Source organism: Pseudomonas sp. DF5, from assembly GCF_058148225.1.
On the sequence record NZ_JBYVYM010000021.1, the window covers coordinates 26,510 to 42,621 of the forward strand.

17 protein-coding genes and 1 tRNA gene are annotated in these 16,112 nt (G+C 59.4%); 8 read left to right on the forward strand and 10 right to left on the reverse strand.

Features of this window, described 5'->3' with window-relative positions:
* Positions 1–2 precede the first annotated feature (2 nt).
* Positions 3–776: an ABC transporter ATP-binding protein gene (locus tag AC30D7_RS19290; protein WP_019581789.1), complete on the reverse strand. Its 774-nt coding sequence runs from the start codon at positions 774–776 to the stop codon at positions 3–5.
* 554 nt (positions 777–1,330) lie between these two features.
* Between AC30D7_RS19290 and gabP the strand changes: the two genes are divergently transcribed.
* Positions 1,331–2,722: a GABA permease gene (gabP, locus tag AC30D7_RS19295; RefSeq protein WP_490135126.1), complete on the forward strand. Its 1,392-nt coding sequence runs from the start codon at positions 1,331–1,333 to the stop codon at positions 2,720–2,722.
* Between the two features lie 71 nt (positions 2,723–2,793).
* Here the strand turns inward: gabP and AC30D7_RS19300 are convergent, their stop codons facing one another.
* The 4 genes from AC30D7_RS19300 to AC30D7_RS19315 form a co-directional block, all read right to left on the reverse strand.
* Entirely contained in the window at positions 2,794–3,246 is a 453-nt protein-coding gene (locus tag AC30D7_RS19300) for a hypothetical protein (RefSeq protein WP_490135127.1), read from the reverse strand.
* Positions 3,247–3,252: 6 nt separating this feature from the next.
* Positions 3,253–3,669, reverse strand: coding sequence for a hypothetical protein (locus tag AC30D7_RS19305; protein WP_019581792.1), 417 nt, complete (start codon positions 3,667–3,669; stop codon positions 3,253–3,255).
* Between the two features lie 38 nt (positions 3,670–3,707).
* Entirely contained in the window at positions 3,708–4,682 is a 975-nt protein-coding gene (locus AC30D7_RS19310) for an alpha/beta hydrolase family protein (RefSeq protein WP_490135128.1), read from the reverse strand.
* 69 nt (positions 4,683–4,751) lie between these two features.
* Positions 4,752–5,807 (reverse strand): PDDEXK nuclease domain-containing protein, encoded by a 1,056-nt coding sequence (locus tag AC30D7_RS19315; RefSeq protein WP_490135129.1) that lies wholly within the window; start codon positions 5,805–5,807, stop codon positions 4,752–4,754.
* A gap of 260 nt (positions 5,808–6,067) precedes the next feature.
* Between AC30D7_RS19315 and AC30D7_RS19320 the strand changes: the two genes are divergently transcribed.
* Entirely contained in the window at positions 6,068–6,517 is a 450-nt protein-coding gene (locus AC30D7_RS19320) for a carboxypeptidase regulatory-like domain-containing protein (RefSeq protein WP_490135130.1), read from the forward strand.
* Positions 6,518–6,600: 83 nt separating this feature from the next.
* Here AC30D7_RS19320 and AC30D7_RS19325 read toward each other — a convergent pair.
* The 5 genes from AC30D7_RS19325 to AC30D7_RS19345 all read right to left on the reverse strand — a co-directional run bounded on the left by AC30D7_RS19325 (position 6,601) and on the right by AC30D7_RS19345 (position 10,835).
* Positions 6,601–6,676 (reverse strand) — tRNA-Phe (locus AC30D7_RS19325).
* A gap of 103 nt (positions 6,677–6,779) precedes the next feature.
* Positions 6,780–7,052 (reverse strand): oxidative damage protection protein, encoded by a 273-nt coding sequence (locus AC30D7_RS19330; protein WP_007939458.1) that lies wholly within the window; start codon positions 7,050–7,052, stop codon positions 6,780–6,782.
* Positions 7,049–8,116, reverse strand: a complete 1,068-nt coding sequence (mutY, locus tag AC30D7_RS19335; protein WP_204123951.1) for an A/G-specific adenine glycosylase — start codon at positions 8,114–8,116, stop codon at positions 7,049–7,051. The genes AC30D7_RS19330 and mutY overlap by 4 nt, the downstream gene beginning before the upstream one ends.
* Positions 8,113–10,353: an AsmA family protein gene (locus AC30D7_RS19340; protein WP_490135131.1), complete on the reverse strand. Its 2,241-nt coding sequence runs from the start codon at positions 10,351–10,353 to the stop codon at positions 8,113–8,115. The genes mutY and AC30D7_RS19340 overlap by 4 nt, the downstream gene beginning before the upstream one ends.
* Positions 10,354–10,430: 77 nt before the next feature.
* Entirely contained in the window at positions 10,431–10,835 is a 405-nt protein-coding gene (locus AC30D7_RS19345; protein WP_490135132.1) for an acetyl-CoA sensor PanZ family protein, read from the reverse strand.
* Between the two features lie 263 nt (positions 10,836–11,098).
* Here AC30D7_RS19345 and AC30D7_RS19350 point away from each other — a divergent pair, with 263 nt between their 5' ends.
* The 6 genes from AC30D7_RS19350 (at position 11,099) to hisF (ending at position 16,080) form a co-directional block, all read left to right on the forward strand.
* Positions 11,099–12,760, forward strand: a complete 1,662-nt coding sequence (locus tag AC30D7_RS19350) for an OFA family MFS transporter (RefSeq protein WP_490135133.1) — start codon at positions 11,099–11,101, stop codon at positions 12,758–12,760.
* A gap of 270 nt (positions 12,761–13,030) precedes the next feature.
* Positions 13,031–13,624: an imidazoleglycerol-phosphate dehydratase HisB gene (gene hisB / locus AC30D7_RS19355; protein WP_007939452.1), complete on the forward strand. Its 594-nt coding sequence runs from the start codon at positions 13,031–13,033 to the stop codon at positions 13,622–13,624.
* Positions 13,624–14,262 carry an imidazole glycerol phosphate synthase subunit HisH gene (gene hisH / locus AC30D7_RS19360; protein ID WP_490135134.1) on the forward strand — a complete coding sequence of 213 codons (639 nt, stop codon included), beginning with the start codon at positions 13,624–13,626 and terminating at the stop codon, positions 14,260–14,262. Before hisB ends, hisH begins: the two co-directional genes overlap by 1 nt.
* Positions 14,263–14,520, forward strand: a complete 258-nt coding sequence (locus AC30D7_RS19365; RefSeq protein ID WP_008005317.1) for a DUF2164 domain-containing protein — start codon at positions 14,263–14,265, stop codon at positions 14,518–14,520.
* Positions 14,521–14,562: 42 nt separating this feature from the next.
* Positions 14,563–15,300, forward strand: coding sequence for a 1-(5-phosphoribosyl)-5-[(5-phosphoribosylamino)methylideneamino]imidazole-4-carboxamide isomerase (gene hisA, locus AC30D7_RS19370; RefSeq protein ID WP_007939449.1), 738 nt, complete (start codon positions 14,563–14,565; stop codon positions 15,298–15,300).
* Between the two features lie 9 nt (positions 15,301–15,309).
* Positions 15,310–16,080 (forward strand): imidazole glycerol phosphate synthase subunit HisF, encoded by a 771-nt coding sequence (hisF, locus tag AC30D7_RS19375; RefSeq protein WP_018929212.1) that lies wholly within the window; start codon positions 15,310–15,312, stop codon positions 16,078–16,080.
* Positions 16,081–16,112 lie beyond the last annotated feature (32 nt).

Below are 16,112 nucleotides of genomic sequence, written 5' to 3' on the forward strand. Positions count from 1 at the left end.
CGTTAGCGGTTGCTGGACATGAATTGTTTGCAGCGCGCCGAAAGCGGGTTATCGAACACCTGCTGCGGCGATCCTTGTTCTTCTACCAAGCCCTGGTGGAGGAACACCACTTCGCTGGAAACCTGACGGGCGAAGCCCATTTCATGGGTCACGAGCAGCATGGTGCGGCCTTCTTCGGCCAGCGCGCGGATGACATTAAGTACTTCCTGGACCATTTCCGGGTCAAGGGCGGAGGTGGGTTCGTCGAACAGGATCACCTTGGGTTGCATCGCCAAAGTTCGGGCGATGGCCGCGCGTTGCTGCTGGCCGCCGGAGAGTTGTGCGGGGTAGGCGTGGCGCTTGTCAGCGATGCCGACCTTGGCCAGCAGGGCTTCGGCGACTTCGATGGCCTCGGCCTTGCTCTGACCGAGTACGCGGCGAGGAGCCTCGATAATGTTGTCGAGCACGGTCATGTGCGGCCAGAGATTAAAGTTTTGAAATACAAAACCGATCTCGCTGCGCAGGCGATTGATCTGTTTGCCGTCGGCAGCGACCAGTTCGCCGTTCTTGGCAGACTTGAGCTTGAGTTCTTCGCCGGCCACCAGGATCTGGCCCTGGTGCGGGTTTTCCAGCAGGTTGATGCAACGCAGGAACGTGGACTTGCCGGAACCGGAGGAGCCCAGGATCGAGATCACGTCGCCGTCGCGGGCGGTCAGCGAGATGCCTTTGAGCACCTCAAGCTGTCCGTAGCGTTTGTGCAAGTTGCGGATTTCAAGCGCGGGCGTGGCCTCAGCCATGTGCGTTCCTCATAGTGTGTTGCGCTCCTGCTGTTGGTCGCCTTCCTGGCGAGGCGGCCAAGCTAGCATAGCGTTCGAATGGCAGCCAACAGCGCTCGGGACGGTAAACGGATGGCGTGTGGCAGGTTGTCGCATCGGTACAGCAGACTGTCGCGCTGCTATCAACCGAACAGCCGTTTGAACCCGATGTGGTCCGACTGTCCCGTAAAAAAAGGCGCGATGTTGCCAGCTTTGGCGGGGTGTTGGAAGCGCTAACCGGCCAAACGTTCCTGATCTGCACTTTTATTGTGCGCGCCTGCCTTTTTGGGTGTGTTTCCGGTGCATGGATTCGTTCCTGAAGTGGGTGGCAAGGTAACGCTCTGGCTAAATGCCATTAATCTCAATGACTTGCGATAAGCACTCCATCGGCGCACAGGCCGCGTATACCGGGGGGCGTGAAACATTTTGGCGCAATTATTGCGTGCAGAATAAGGAACACTCTGTTGGATTCTTTTTACGAGAAGGGATTTTCAGGCAGGGTGGACTGAATCGATTTCCAGGCAAAGGTAGTTTCAATGAGCAGTACGCAAAGCTCCAATGGCCTCGAACAGGGGCTCAAACCGCGTCATGTGACCATGCTGTCGATCGCCGGTGTCATCGGCGCCGGGCTGTTCGTCGGCTCCGGCCACGCCATCGCCGCTGCAGGCCCGGCCGTGCTGTTGGCCTACGCTGCCGCCGGTGCGCTGGTGGTTCTGGTCATGCGCATGCTCGGCGAGATGGCCGTTGCATCGCCAGATACAGGCTCCTTCTCGACGTATGCCGATCGTGCGATCGGTCACTGGGCCGGTTTCACCATCGGCTGGCTCTACTGGTGGTTCTGGGTTTTGGTCATCCCGCTGGAAGCTAACGCTGCGGCGACCATTCTGCATGCCTGGTTCCCGAACGTGGCGATCTGGGCCTTCACCTTGGTCATCACGTTACTGTTGACGGTGACTAACCTGTTCAGCGTGAAGAACTACGGCGAGTTCGAGTTCTGGTTCGCCCTGGTCAAAGTCGTGGCGATCATTGGCTTTATCGGTCTGGGCATTCTGGCGATCTTCGGCCTCCTGCCCACCAGCCAGGTCAGCGGCGTGTCGCACCTGTTTGACACTCAAGGCTTCCTGCCAAACGGCATGGGCGCGGTGCTCGGCGCGATTCTGACCACCATGTTTTCCTTCATGGGCACCGAGATCGTGACCATCGCGGCCGCGGAATCGAAGAACCCTGGCCAGCAGATTTCCAAGGCTACCAACTCGGTCATCTGGCGGATTGGCTTGTTCTACCTCGTCTCCATCTTCATCGTTGTGGCCTTGGTGCCATGGAACGACCCGATTCTCGCCAGTGTCGGTTCTTACCAGACTGTGCTTGAGCGCATGGGCATCCCGAATGCCAAGCTGATCGTTGATATCGTGGTTCTGGTTGCGGTCACCAGCTGCCTGAACTCCGCGCTCTACACCGCTTCGCGGATGATGTTCTCGTTGGGTAAACGCGGCGACGCGCCGGCCGTTTCCCAGCGCACCAATAGCAGCGGCACGCCTTATTGGGCCGTGATGCTGTCGACCGCTGCGGCATTCCTTGCAGTCTTCGCCAACTACGTGGCCCCGGCTGCCGTGTTCGAATTCCTGCTGGCCAGCTCTGGCGCCATCGCGTTGCTGGTGTACCTGGTGATCGCGTTTTCGCAACTGCGTATGCGCAAACAGCGCATGGCTCGCGGTGAAAAAATCGCCTTCAGCATGTGGCTGTTCCCGGGTCTGACCTACGCGGTGATCGTATTCATCATCGCCGCCCTGACCATCATGCTGTTCCAGGAAGCGCATCGCGTGGAGATCCTCGCGACGGGTCTGCTGAGCATGTTGGTGGTGGCTGCCGGTCTGTTTGTGGCGCGTCGTCGCAAGCTGCAGAAACTGGGCGCGGTGGTGCTGAGCTGATCCGTACTGCGTAACGCAAAACGGCCGCTGTCAGTGATGACAAGCGGCCGTTTTTGTTTCTGAGGGGATGTTTACTCGCCCTTTTCTTCCTGCGCATCCAGCGACTGACGATAGCTGTCCAGCGCATCGCCAAAATCAGTGATGAATTGCGGGTCGGTCAGCCAGGCCTGGGCGGTATCGCGGTCCATGCCATCGGCCCACATGCGGTAGTCGATCAGCATGTCGGCGGCCAGGTGCGTGGCGGCCATGGCTTCGTTGTCGGCGTTTTCCATGTCCAGCAGTTCTGGATGGTCGCTGATGATCCCGGCGAGGTTCGACAGCAGGGTCAGCAGCATTTCGTTGCGGCTGGTGGCTTCGGCGTCACGCATTTTGCTGAACATCGCCAGGGTGTATTCCGGGATCGGCTCGCCGATCTCACCCAGGTCATCGTTCAGATCGGCAGGCTTTCTGCCGACCATGCGGATCTGTTTGGCTTTGGCCTTTGCGCGTTTGGCGCGTTTCTGTTGCTTATTCAGGGATGCCATGGGAACTCAGTGGGTTTTCTGTTGGGTTTGGGCCGCGATGGCGTCGGACGCCGCCACGTAATCAGCCTGGAAGGCTGGCGATTCGATCCACGCCAGTGCACCGGCCTCGTCGGTCTCGGTGGACCATTGGCGGTATTCGATCAGTGCCGCAAGTATGAAATCCATCGCGCCTTCTTCGCCTTCCTGTTCGTACACCAGCTCCAGCAGCGGGTCTTCAAGGAAGGCTGTGCACATGGCTTGCTGACTGGACTTTTCGGCGTCGATCATTTTTTTGAACAGTTCGGTCAGGTCCACCGATTCGAAGTCGATGCGATCGTCGTTCGGGTCCAGCTCGACCGGCGCGGCGGCCCGCTGGGTGCGGTTCTGCTTGGCCTTGGCTTTGGCGCGGGAGGCGCGTTTGTTCTGCTTGTTGGCGGAGGCCATGGGCGTCGTTCCGTAATTCGTTGAGAGGGCGCATCAAATCAGTTGCGTGGCATTCGCCGCCCGGGTGTATCGGGGGCCAACTCGCCGGTCTGCAGCCAGGACAATGCAATGGGCCATAGTGTGGCTTGGTATGCGCTGCGAAAAAAGGCGAAATGTCCGACTTCTTCTTCGCCGATGTCCTCAGGCGCGATTCTCAGGTGGGTATTTGTACTGTTGGTGAAGTAGCCGAGCAGGCGCTCGATAGCGGGTGTCGTGCCGTAGGGATCGTCACTGAGGCTGATGGCCAGGGTTTGTGCGCTGACGTTGGCGAAGGGGAGCCGACCGGTTCTGGCGTGGATGAGACGACCGCTGGGGCGCTTCTCATATCGGTCGCTGGGCGTGCTCCAGTCGCGAACCACGCCGGCGGGGGTGTCTTCGAGCCAATCCAGGCGTTTGCCGGGGAAGTAGCCGCAAAGCGTCGTCATCAACGGCATCACCACGTGCCACTTGGCGAACATCCGCCAGCGATGAGCGGGGGCGTAGTCGCGCCAGTAAGCGAACTGCGCGCCCACTGTCACCAGGCGTCGGATCAAATGCCCGGAGGCCCCCAGCCCCGCAGCACAGCCGCCGAAGCTGTGGCCGACGACATTGATGGGTTGTCCCGCAAATACGCGTTGCGCTCTTTGCAGCATCGCCTCGAAATCCAGCGCGCCCCAGTCGGACCATGTGGCCTCAAGCCCTTTCAGCGATGCGGGACGCGACTCGCCGATGCCACGGTAGTCATAAGTGATCACATCAAAGCCGTTGGCGAACAGGTAATCGGCGAAGCGCGAATAGTGCCGGCAACGGACAGAGGTGGCGGCGTTGATGATCACCACCGGGCGAGTTGGGTCTTGATGGGTGTGCCGCCAGGTGAAGCCGCCAAGGAGGAAGCCATCGGCGGCGGGTTCCTTGAAGGATTCGCCGGGTGTGCGGGTGGGCAACGGCAACTCGAGTTGCGTCGGTGCCAGTGAGGGTATGTCCTGTAAGTTCATCGGCTTTGAACCTTTGCGACGAGTTACTCACCATAGTCGTCATGCCGTTTATGAACAATCTGCCCGCGCTTATCGGGGGCGCTTGAGTAACCGTTCCTCAAGCACCGCCCATTCCCGATCCAGTTCTGTGCGAAGTTCCTCCTCACTCGGCAGCACCAGTCTGTAGGTACTTGCGAACAGCTGTTCATTGCCTTGCAGCACTGAATAGCGCACCACCGATTCATCTTTTTGCGCGCAGAGAATGAGGCCGACGGTGGGGCGGTCGTCCGGTCCGCGCTTGAGGTCGTCGTACATGCGTACATACATGTCCATCTGGCCGACATCCTGGTGGGTCAGTACGCCACGCTTGAGGTCGAAGATGACGAAGCACTTGAGCAGGTAGTTGTAGAACACCAGGTCGATGTAGAAGTCTTTGCTCTCGGTACTGATGCGTTGCTGGCGAGCGATGAAGGCGAAGCCTTTGCCCAGTTCGAGCAGAAAACCCTGAAGTTGATCGATCAGTGCTTGTTCAAGTTCGCTTTCCTGAACCAGGCCCGCATTGGGCAGGCCGAGAAACTCCAGTAGCACGGGGTCCCGGATGAAATCCCGAGGGCTGGCGTTCATTTGCTGGATGTTGGTGGCGGCTTCCTGCTTGACGGCAACCCGGTCGCGGCTCGCCAGCAGGCGTTCGTAGTAGAGGGTGTTGATCTGGCGCTCAAGGGCGCGACTTGACCAGTTCTGGAGTGCTGATTCGTTCATGTACCAGTGGCGAGCGTTGTCGTTATCGACTCGTAGCAGTCTGCGGTAGTGGGTCCAGCTCAATTCGTGACGCAGTGCGTCACGAATCGGGAATGCTTGATAGAACTGGCGCATGTAGCGGAGATTGGAGGCGTCGAAGCCTTTCCCAAACTCCGCTGTCAGTGCATGCGCCAATGTCGACAGCAGCTGCTTGCCATAAGCCGCCCGCCGAGCGCCTTCCTGTTCGAATTCCACAATATGCCGGCCGATCTGCCAACAGGTTTGCACCTGAACGGTATCGACCGCTCTCAGGACCTTTTGACGCGCTTCACGGATCAGTTCGCCAAGACTGCCGAGCAGTGAAGCCATTTGTGGATCTTGAGTGTTATCGGGTTTGAGGTGGCTCATGACATCTTCCGCAGCTGGAAACAGACGCAAGAGGATGGCAGGAGAGCGATAGTCGACGATGCCGGGCGCTGCTGGTAAATCGGAAGGAAATATCGGATTCGTCTTGCAGGACACCACCGAATACAGCTCGTACTTGAGGAGTAAATCGTGTAGTCCGATTCGCAGTGAGCTCAATTCCGAATCGATCTAAAACTTGAGTATTCGGCGATAAATCTAAAAGGAGTAACGAGTGGGTTCTACGTAACCCGGGAGTCGCCATCATGAAGTACGTCCATTCATTCATGCTGCCCATCGCCGCTGTCGGCGTACTGCTGTTGCCAGTCGCGCTTAACGCCGCCAGCCTTGAGCCAATCGACAGCTCAGCCGTGCAAGTCCAGCAGCAACAACAAAACGGGATTACCTACCTGTCCGGGGGGATTGGAGAGGACGAGGCTAAGGCCATTCAGCAAACCAAGGGCTACAACCTGCACATGACCTTCTCCACCGGGCCTCAGGACGAATACGTTCCCGATGTGGATCTGGTTATTCAAAAAGCCACAGGGCAGACCGTGCTGACGCTGAGTGAGGCCGGACCGTTGGTTTACGTTCAGCTGCCTGCCGGCAAGTACACCGTTGTCGCCACACATAAAGGTGAGGTGCGGCGTGATACGGCGGATGTGGGCAGTGGTGCCGCTCGCAACCTGGTTTTCCACTGGGGCGGTGTAAACTAGTTAAAAGAGGTGGCTGCGTGATGTCTGATTAAATCGCAGGCATAAAAAAACCCTGAATCTTGCGATTCAGGGTTTTCGGTATTTGGTGCCCAGAGACGGAATCGAACCGCCGACACGGGGATTTTCAATCCCCTGCTCTACCGACTGAGCTATCTGGGCAACGGGGCGCATTAAACGGGTTTTTCAGGGGGTCGTCAAGCAAGTTTTCAAAAAATATTTAATTATTACCGTCGCTTACGTGCCGACCCCGGATTTTGATCAATTATTGAGCAGGTGGAACGTAGCCTTCAGCCTTGGCGTATTCCTCGCCGGAAAAGAACTTGTCCATCTCACCCTGAAGGTATTTGCGGTCTTCGGCGTTCATCATGTTCAGGCGTTTTTCGTTGATCAGCAGGGTCTGGTGTTTCTGCCAGTCGGCCCAGGCCTTGGCCGAGACGTGGTCAAAAATGTCCTGACCTTTTGCACCCGGGAATGGAGCGCGCTCCAGGGCGGGTAGTTCTTCTTTGTACTTGCGGCACATGATGGTGCGGGTCATGACGACTCTCCTGCGTTCAATACGGCGGCCGCGCGTTCGAGCAAGGTTTTGACCGGGGCGGCAAGGCCCAGGCGCGGCGGGGTGGCGAGGTTATACCAGAGCCAGTCGGCCTCGGCCACGTGATGACCGGCCTCCTGGACCTGCACCAGCCAGGGTTCGATGGATAACTGAAAATGGCTGAAGGTGTGCACCAGGCTCGGCAGTGCCTGCTGGCTGCCCAGTTCCAGCGAGTGCTGCGAGGCCAGATGTTGCAGGTCGTCGAGGTCATCGAGTTCCGGCAGGCTCCAGAGACCGCCCCACAGGCCCGTGGACGGGCGTCGGTAAAGCAGAATCGCGCCGTCGCCGTTGGCGAGCATCGGCATCAGCGTGCGCTTCTGTGGCACGGCTTTGCGTGGCTTGGGGATCGGGTAGCGGGTTTCCAGGCCGAGCATGTGTGCTTCGCAGCCCTTTTCCAACGGGCAAAGCAGGCAGCTCGGCTTGCTGCGGGTGCAGAGCGTGGCGCCCAGATCCATCATCGCCTGGGTGTAGGCGTTGACCCGATCATGCGGCGTGAAGCGCTCAGCGTTGGCCCACAGCTGTTTGGCGACCTTCGGCTCGCCCGGATAACCCTCTTGCGCGGTAAAACGCGCCAGCACCCGTTTGACGTTGCCGTCGAGGATCGGCGCGCGGATACCCATGCTCAGGCTGGCAATCGCCCCGGCGGTGGACAGGCCGATACCCGGCAGCTCGGTGAGTTTTTCCACATCACGGGGAAACTCGCCGCCATATTCGGCGACCACAATCTTCGCGGTCTTTTGCAGGTTGCGCGCGCGGGTGTAGTAACCGAGGCCGGTCCACAGGTGCAGTACTTCGTCTTCCGGTGCTGCGGCCAAGGCTTCGACGGTTGGCAGCGAGGCCATGAACCGGTCGAAGTAGTTCAGCACCGTGCTGACCTGGGTCTGCTGCAACATGATTTCCGAGACCCATACCCGGTAAGGGGTGATGCCCTGTTGCCAAGGCAAATCGTGGCGGCCATGGCGGTCGTACCAATCCAGTACGGCCGTTGAAAACTGCTCGGCTCTCATCGCTTGAACAGCCCCTTGAGCGCGTTTTTCAGTTCCGGGCTGACTTTATCGCCAAGCTTCTCGTCGATTTTTTCGCTGATGCGCTCGCCGGCCAGTTTGCTGGCGACCTGGCTCATGCGTTCGCTGTCGAGGCGGCAAGCCTTGGCGCCCAGCTCCAGCGGGCCACGGCAGCGCAGCGGCCATTCGATGCCGACGAATTTCTCGCCGACCTGACAGGCCGGGTCCGGCATGTCGCTCTTGTCGCCTTCGACGATGATGCCCAGGCGGTAATCCATGCCCAGCACCCGCAGGTCGATGTCGCCGTTACCGTTCACGGTCATGCCCGGGACGCGCACTTTCAGGTCCGGGTTATTGGCCACGCCGTTGCGCAAAGTCAGGTTGCCCTTGAGCTCCTCGAAGGGAGTGTCCTTGCCCCGTGGTTCGCCACTGAGGGTTTTGCGATTCAGGGTGGCGATGCCTTTGCACAGTTGTTGCTCAAGGTTGGCATTGAGCAGCATGCCGTTGTTGATGACGAAGCTGGCGTTGCCGTTGAGGCTGTCGATCAGCGCGCTCTCGCTATTGCCACTGCCGGTCAGGGTGCTGTTGAGCGTGACCTGGCCTTTGACCGGTGGATTTTTCCCCTGGCCCTCGAGGATTTTCTCCACCGGCACGTTGTTGATGCGCGTCTGCATGTTCAGCGCCGGCACTTGCTGGCGCACATCCAGGGTGCCCTTGGCTTCGAAGTTACCGTCGTACAGATCGCCGCGCAGGTTCTCCAGGGTCAGCAAGCCGCCCTGGCCGTTGGCTTTGAGCGCCGCGTTCTGGATCGGCAGTTTGTCGAGGGTCAGTTGTTCGAAGGTCAGGTCGGCGTCCACATCGAGTTTGCTCAGGCGTTCCACCGGGAACAGACGGTCGCTGCTCCACGGGCCTTTGGTCGGTGATGGCGGTAGCGGTGTGCTGCCAGGGCCGGCCAGAGCATCGGCCTCGGTGCTGGCCACTTCAGCCTTGCGCACCTGCGTTGCGCTGTTGGCTTCGGCGGATTTCGGCGGCAGGTAACGGTCGACGTTGAAGGTGTCTGCCTTGAGGGTTGCCCGCAGCGATTGCTTGGCGAAGTCTTCAATGGCGATGCGGCCGCTGAAGTTGCTGTCGTCGAGTTTCAGGTTGAGGTTGTCGAGCGACAGGCTGGTCGGCGTGCCGGCAACCTGGCTGACCAGTTCAACTTTGCTCAGGCTACCTTCGGCCATCGCCGGGAGTTTCTGGCCGATGCTGTCGACGAATTTCGCCAGATCGAATTGGGCAATCGACAGGCCACCGCTGATTTGCGGGGTCTTGTCGAGGTCGTTGGCTTTCAGTTCACCCAAGGCGCGCAACTGGTTGGCGGAGATCTTGATGCCGGTCCATTCGGCGACGTTGGCGGCCTTGTCCAGCAGCAATTGACCTTGAGCGGCGAAGGTCATGGTCTTGCCTTGCAGCGGATCGCCAGATACTTCGCCGGAGAATTTCATGTCTTCGAATTTGTAGCGCTGCAGCGCACGCTCGAAACGCAGCTCGCCAGCCAGCTCGGTCCGTACTCGCAGAACCGGTTGGTTGGTACCCAGGAACGCCGTGAGTTTGACCGGGATGTTGGTCGAATCATGGACCGGGCCGGTGCTTAGCTGGATGCTTTCGGCGCTGAACTGCTTGCCGGTTTTCTCGTCGTTGTACTCAACACGGGCGTTGTTGACAGTCAGGCTGTCGATGTCCAGACGGACCGGTTGAGCCGGTTTTTCGGCCTGGGCGGTGGTCGTTGGTGCGGGTTCGCCGGTGGTGGCGGGCGTTGTGGTCGAGGTCGTCGCAGCCGCAGGTGCCGGCACCGGCACCTTGCCGATGTCTTCCCAGTTGCCATGGCCGTCCTTGTCACGGTTCAGGCGCAGGTTCAGGCCTTCGACGCGCACATCGCTCATCTGCACTTCGCGGCGCAGCAGCGGAATCACGCGGACCGACAGACCGAGCATCTGCAGGTCGGCAAACGGCTCGGTGGGCTTGGCCAGGGTCGCCACACTGGCTTCGTGCAATTCCAGGCCCAGCCAGGGGAACAGGCTCCAGCCGATGTCGCCATTGAGCGTCAGCTCGATGTGGGCCTTGTCGCGGGCAATCTGGCGAATCTCGTCTTTGTAGTCGTTGGGATCGAAGAAGTGGGTCAGGGCAAAGCCCAGCGCCACAATGATCAGCAACAGCCCGAGAAGTACCAGACCCAGGATTTTGCCGAACGCTTTCATGGGCGAGTCCTTGTATTAGTCGAATTCGAAATTTAGCCGGGGAGTATAGCGCCCCGAAGTGGCCGACCGGTCAGCGATCACGTCGCGAGCACATCCAGCGGCACCTTCAGCTTAGCCGCCAGCGCCTGGGCTTCTAGGTGCCCGGCGGGTGCCAGCAGGTGCAATGTCGCGCCCGATTGCGATGCCATTTTCTGCGCTTCGCTCACCAGACGCTCGGCAACACCACGACGACGGGTGATTTTTCGTACGCATAAATGGGACAAATGCCAGACGTCCTGGTGCCGTTGCAAACGTGCTGCGCCCAGCAACCGATCATTGAAACGCCCGACAATCAGCGAACTGTCCCGTAGACAGCCTTCGATCAGCTCCGCATCCCCTGTAAACGGCGCAAACAGCCAGTCCGGGGCATCGCGGTAGATCTTCTGCAGGTCCTGCTGATCCTGATAAGTGGCCTGGTTCAGCAGCTCGACGATGATCGGCATGGTGTCTCCCTTGAAAGGTTTATACGGTCCCGCAGGCTGAAAACATGTCTTCCAGTGGTACGAGATCAGATGACATACAAAAGGTGATATCAGTTTGGTTTTTCTGTCACCTGCAAATGGTAACCTTTGCCCGTTCGTCCGTCCTTCTGCGACGCGATGTCGCACCAAAATGAAGCTTCACCTAAAAACAGTCATGTCTGCGTGCATAAAGGCTGGGGGTGAGGAGCGGCTGGCGAACCCTACTAATAATTGGGGGAAACACCATGACTACGAGCATCACGGCGGACGGCTTTGCCGACCGGCCCGCGTTCCTGTCCAAGGAACGCATCATCGCCAAGCCCGGTTTTAACCGCTGGCTTGTACCACCGGCCGCGCTGGCCATCCACCTCTGCATCGGCATGGCCTACGGCTTTTCGGTGTTCTGGTTGCCGCTGTCCAAAGCTTTGGGCGTCACCAAAGCCGTGACTTGCGCGCCGGACATGAGCTTTATCGCTCAGGTCTTTTCGTCGCAATGCGACTGGCCGATCTCGATGCTCGGCTGGATCTACACCCTGTTCTTCATCTTCCTCGGCTGCTCGGCAGCGATCTGGGGCGGCTGGCTGGAACACGCAGGTCCTCGCAAGGCCGGTGTTGTGTCGGCACTGTGCTGGTGTGGCGGTCTGCTGATTTCGGCGTTGGGGGTCTATACCCACCAGATCTGGCTGATGTGGATCGGCTCCGGGGTCATTGGCGGTATCGGCCTGGGGCTGGGTTACATTTCGCCGGTCTCGACTCTGATCAAGTGGTTCCCGGACAAGCGCGGCATGGCGACCGGCATGGCGATCATGGGTTTCGGTGGTGGCGCGATGGTCGGCGCTCCACTGGCTGCGGCCCTGATGGGCCACTTTGCTTCGCCAACCAGCGTCGGTGTATGGCAGAGCTTCCTGGTGATGGCCGCGATCTACTTCGTGTTCATGATCGGTGGCGCACTGTCCTACCGCGTTCCGCCAACCGGCTGGAAGCCTGAAGGCTGGACGGCTCCGGCGAAAAAAGCTTCGAACGCGATGATCACTCACCGGCACGTCCACGTGAATGTGGCGTGGAAAACCCCACAATTCCGTCTGGTATGGCTGGTGCTGTGCCTGAACGTTTCGGCGGGTATCGGCATCCTCGGCATGGCTTCGCCGCTGTTGCAGGAAGTGTTCGCCGGTAAATTGCTTGGCAACGACCTGACGTTCGGTCAACTGGACGCTTCGCAACTGGTGTCGATCGCTGCCATCGCCGCCGGTTTCACCGGTTTGCTGAGCCTGTTCAACATCGGTGGCCGGTTCTTCTGGGCTTCGTTCTCGGACTACCTGGGCCGCAAAAACACCTATTTTGTGTTCTTCGCCCTGGGTTTCGCCCTGTATGCACTGATCCCGAACCTCGGTCACCTGGGCAGCGTTGCGCTGTTCGTGGCGGCGTTCTGCATCATCCTGTCGATGTACGGCGGTGGTTTTGCGACTGTTCCTGCCTATCTCGCGGACTTGTTCGGTACGCAAATGGTCGGCGCGATCCACGGTCGTCTGCTGACAGCCTGGGCGGCGGCGGGTGTGTTGGGGCCGGTGTTGGTGAACTACCTGCGTGAATATCAGCTGAGCATCGGCGTCGAACGTGCCGCGGCATACGACATCACTCTGTACATCCTCGCTGGCCTGCTGGTGCTGGGTTTCATCTGCAACCTGCTGGTGCGCCCGGTGGCCGACAAGTACTTCATGACCGATGCTGAACTGGCCGCCGAACAGGCGCTGGGCCACGACAAGGGTGCTGACGCCAGCACCGTGCTGGAGTGGAAAGCGGATGCAGGCACCAAGCCGTTGGCCGTGGCTGCGTGGCTGGTGGTGGGGATTCCGTTGGCGTGGGGTGTTTGGGTGACCCTGCAGAAAACAGCGGTATTGTTTCACTAACGCATAACCCTGTGGGAGCAGGGTTGCTCGCGAAGAGGTCGTGTCAGTCGACATCGATGTTGCCTGGCACACCGCTTTCGCGAGCAAGCCCGCTCCCACATTGATCTCCATGGACACAAACTTTGTGTTCACCTGCTTGTACGGACATGTCTATCCCCGACAACACGGGGTTCACTCCGTCAGTGATATCACCTCCCGTGTTTCTGTTTAGCGCCCGCGACCCTATAATGGCTGCCTTTTTCGCCCCAATGATTTTTTGCGGAGCTGGTGATGGCCGAACGTATGGCGTCTGTCGAGCGCGACACTCTGGAAACCCAGATCAAAGCCTCGATCAACCTGGATGGCACCGGAAAGGCCCGATTTGATATCGGTGTGCCTTTTCTTGAGCACATGCTGGACCAGATCGCCCGTCACGGGCTGATCGACCTGGATATTGTCAGCAAGGGCGACCTGCATATCGACGACCACCATACGGTGGAAGACGTCGGTATCACCCTGGGTCAGGCCTTCACCAAAGCCATCGGCGACAAGAAAGGCATCCGTCGCTACGGCCACGCCTACGTGCCGCTCGATGAAGCGCTGTCGCGTGTGGTGATCGATTTCTCCGGCCGTCCTGGCCTGCAGATGCATGTTCCGTATACCCGCGCTACCGTCGGCGGCTTCGACGTTGACCTGTTCCAGGAGTTTTTCCAGGGCTTCGTCAACCACGCCAACGTCACCCTGCACATCGACAATCTGCGTGGGCACAACACCCACCACCAGATCGAGACTGTGTTCAAGGCTTTCGGCCGCGCGTTGCGCATGGCTGTGGAGCTGGATGACCGCATGGCCGGGCAAATGCCTTCGACCAAAGGCGTTCTGTAATGCAGACGGTCGCGGTTATCGATTACGGCATGGGCAACCTGCACTCGGTGGCCAAGGCCCTCGAGCACGTCGGTGCCGGCAAGGTCCTGATCACCAGCGATGCCGACGTGATTCGCGAAGCCGACCGGGTGGTATTCCCTGGGGTCGGCGCAATTCGCGATTGCATGGCGGAGATCCGTCGTCTGGGTTTCGACACGCTGGTGCGTGAAGTCAGCCAGGATCGTCCATTCCTCGGCATCTGTGTCGGCATGCAAGCCTTGCTTGACCACAGCGAAGAGAACGACGGCGTCGGCTGCATCGGTCTGTTTCCGGGCCAGGTGAAGTTTTTCGGCAAGGATCTGCACGAAGACGGCGAACATTTGAAAGTGCCGCACATGGGCTGGAACGAAGTGAAGCAGACGGTGACTCACCCGTTGTGGCACAACATTCCGGACCTGGCGCGTTTCTACTTTGTGCACAGCTACTACATCGCTGCCGCCAATGCGCGGCAGGTGGTCGGTAGCGGTCACTACGGGGTCGATTTCGCTGCTGCGCTGGCCGATGGCTCGCGTTTCGCCGTGCAGTTTCACCCGGAGAAGAGCCATACCCACGGCCTGCAATTGCTGCAGAACTTCGCCGCGTGGGATGGCCGCTGGTAAATGGCCGTCAAGAAGAAGCCGCCGATCCTGACCCTCACTCCCGAGCAGGAGAGCGAGGCCAATCACAAGATCAAGCGCTTCATGGAAGACCGTTTCGAACTGGACCTGGGTTCGTTCGAAGCGGCTGAAATCCTTGAGCTGTTTACCCGCGAAATTGCTCCGCACTATTACAACAGGGCGATTTTCGATGTGCAGACGCACCTCAAAGAGAGGTTCGAAAGCATCGAAAGCGACCTGTGGGCGCTCGAGAAAAACTGATTTCCGAGCGAAGCTGAACACTCGAATTTGAAGGTTTGCCAGATGCTGATTATTCCCGCTATCGATCTCAAAGACGGTGCCTGTGTTCGTCTGCGCCAGGGCCGCATGGAAGATTCCACAGTGTTCTCCGATGACCCGGTGAGCATGGCTGCCAAGTGGGTGGAGGGCGGTTGCCGTCGTCTGCATCTGGTCGACCTGAACGGTGCGTTCGAAGGCCAGCCGGTCAACGGCGAAGTGGTCACCGCCATCGCCAAGCGCTACCCGAACCTGCCGATTCAGATCGGCGGCGGTATCCGTTCCCTGGAAACCATCGAACACTACGTGAAAGCGGGTGTGAGCTACGTGATCATCGGCACCAAGGCCGTGAAAGATCCGGCCTTCGTCGCCGAAGCCTGCCGCGCGTTCCCAGGCAAGGTGATTGTCGGCCTCGATGCCAAAGACGGTTTTGTCGCCACCGACGGCTGGGCTGAAATCAGCACCGTGCAGGTCATCGACCTGGCCAGGCAATTCGAAGCCGACGGCGTGTCCGCGATCGTTTATACCGACATCGCCAAAGACGGCATGATGCAGGGCTGCAACGTCTCTTACACCGCTGCTCTGGCTGCCGCGACGAAGATCCCGGTCATTGCATCCGGCGGTATCCACAATCTGGGTGACATCAAGTCGCTGCTCGACGCCAAGGCACCAGGCATCATCGGCGCCATCACCGGCCGGGCGATCTACGAAGGCACCCTCGATGTCGCTGAAGCGCAAGCTTTCTGCGATTCGTACAAAGGCTGAGGACTCACCATGGCGCTGGCCAAACGCATCATCCCTTGCCTGGACGTGGATAACGGCCGGGTGGTCAAGGGCGTCAAGTTCGAGAACATTCGCGACGCCGGCGACCCGGTGGAAATCGCCCGTCGCTACGACGAGCAGGGTGCTGACGAGATTACCTTTCTCGACATCACTGCCAGCGTCGACGGCCGCGACACCACGCTGCACACCGTCGAACGCATGGCCAGCCAGGTGTTCATCCCGCTGACCGTGGGCGGCGGCGTGCGCACCGTGCAAGACATCCGTAACCTGTTGAATGCCGGCGCGGACAAGGTCTCGATCAACACCGCTGCAGTGTTCAACCCGGAATTCGTCGGCGAAGCGGCGCAGCATTTCGGCTCGCAGTGCATTGTCGTCGCGATCGACGCCAAGAAAGTTTCCGGCCCGGGCGAACCCCCGCGCTGGGAAATCTTCACCCACGGTGGTCGCAAGCCAACCGGCCTCGACGCCGTTGAGTGGGCGAAGAAGATGGAAGGCCTCGGTGCCGGTGAAATCCTGCTGACCAGCATGGACCAGGACGGCATGAAAAACGGTTTCGACCTGGGCGTCACCCGCGCTATCAGTGATGCGCTGGGGATTCCGGTGATCGCCTCAGGTGGCGTCGGCAACCTGCAGCATTTGGCTGACGGTATTCTCGAAGGCCACGCCAGTGCGGTATTGGCGGCAAGTATTTTCCACTTCGGCGAATACACCGTGCAGGAAGCCAAGGCCTACATGGCTCATCGCGGCATCGTGATGCGTTAAACATACAGGCCAGTGGACAGCATGGCGGGCTC

Coding starts and splice junctions, on each gene's coding strand:
- AC30D7_RS19290 (WP_019581789.1), bottom strand. CDS start 776: ATGGCTGAGGCCACGCCCGCGCTTGAAATCCGCAACTTGCACAAACGC.
- gabP (WP_490135126.1), top strand. CDS start 1,331: ATGAGCAGTACGCAAAGCTCCAATGGCCTCGAACAGGGGCTCAAACCG.
- AC30D7_RS19300 (WP_490135127.1), bottom strand. CDS start 3,246: ATGGCATCCCTGAATAAGCAACAGAAACGCGCCAAACGCGCAAAGGCC.
- AC30D7_RS19305 (WP_019581792.1), bottom strand. CDS start 3,669: ATGGCCTCCGCCAACAAGCAGAACAAACGCGCCTCCCGCGCCAAAGCC.
- AC30D7_RS19310 (WP_490135128.1), bottom strand. CDS start 4,682: ATGAACTTACAGGACATACCCTCACTGGCACCGACGCAACTCGAGTTG.
- AC30D7_RS19315 (WP_490135129.1), bottom strand. CDS start 5,807: ATGAGCCACCTCAAACCCGATAACACTCAAGATCCACAAATGGCTTCA.
- AC30D7_RS19320 (WP_490135130.1), top strand. CDS start 6,068: ATGAAGTACGTCCATTCATTCATGCTGCCCATCGCCGCTGTCGGCGTA.
- AC30D7_RS19330 (WP_007939458.1), bottom strand. CDS start 7,052: ATGACCCGCACCATCATGTGCCGCAAGTACAAAGAAGAACTACCCGCC.
- mutY (WP_204123951.1), bottom strand. CDS start 8,116: ATGAGAGCCGAGCAGTTTTCAACGGCCGTACTGGATTGGTACGACCGC.
- AC30D7_RS19340 (WP_490135131.1), bottom strand. CDS start 10,353: ATGAAAGCGTTCGGCAAAATCCTGGGTCTGGTACTTCTCGGGCTGTTG.
- AC30D7_RS19345 (WP_490135132.1), bottom strand. CDS start 10,835: ATGCCGATCATCGTCGAGCTGCTGAACCAGGCCACTTATCAGGATCAG.
- AC30D7_RS19350 (WP_490135133.1), top strand. CDS start 11,099: ATGACTACGAGCATCACGGCGGACGGCTTTGCCGACCGGCCCGCGTTC.
- hisB (WP_007939452.1), top strand. CDS start 13,031: ATGGCCGAACGTATGGCGTCTGTCGAGCGCGACACTCTGGAAACCCAG.
- hisH (WP_490135134.1), top strand. CDS start 13,624: ATGCAGACGGTCGCGGTTATCGATTACGGCATGGGCAACCTGCACTCG.
- AC30D7_RS19365 (WP_008005317.1), top strand. CDS start 14,263: ATGGCCGTCAAGAAGAAGCCGCCGATCCTGACCCTCACTCCCGAGCAG.
- hisA (WP_007939449.1), top strand. CDS start 14,563: ATGCTGATTATTCCCGCTATCGATCTCAAAGACGGTGCCTGTGTTCGT.
- hisF (WP_018929212.1), top strand. CDS start 15,310: ATGGCGCTGGCCAAACGCATCATCCCTTGCCTGGACGTGGATAACGGC.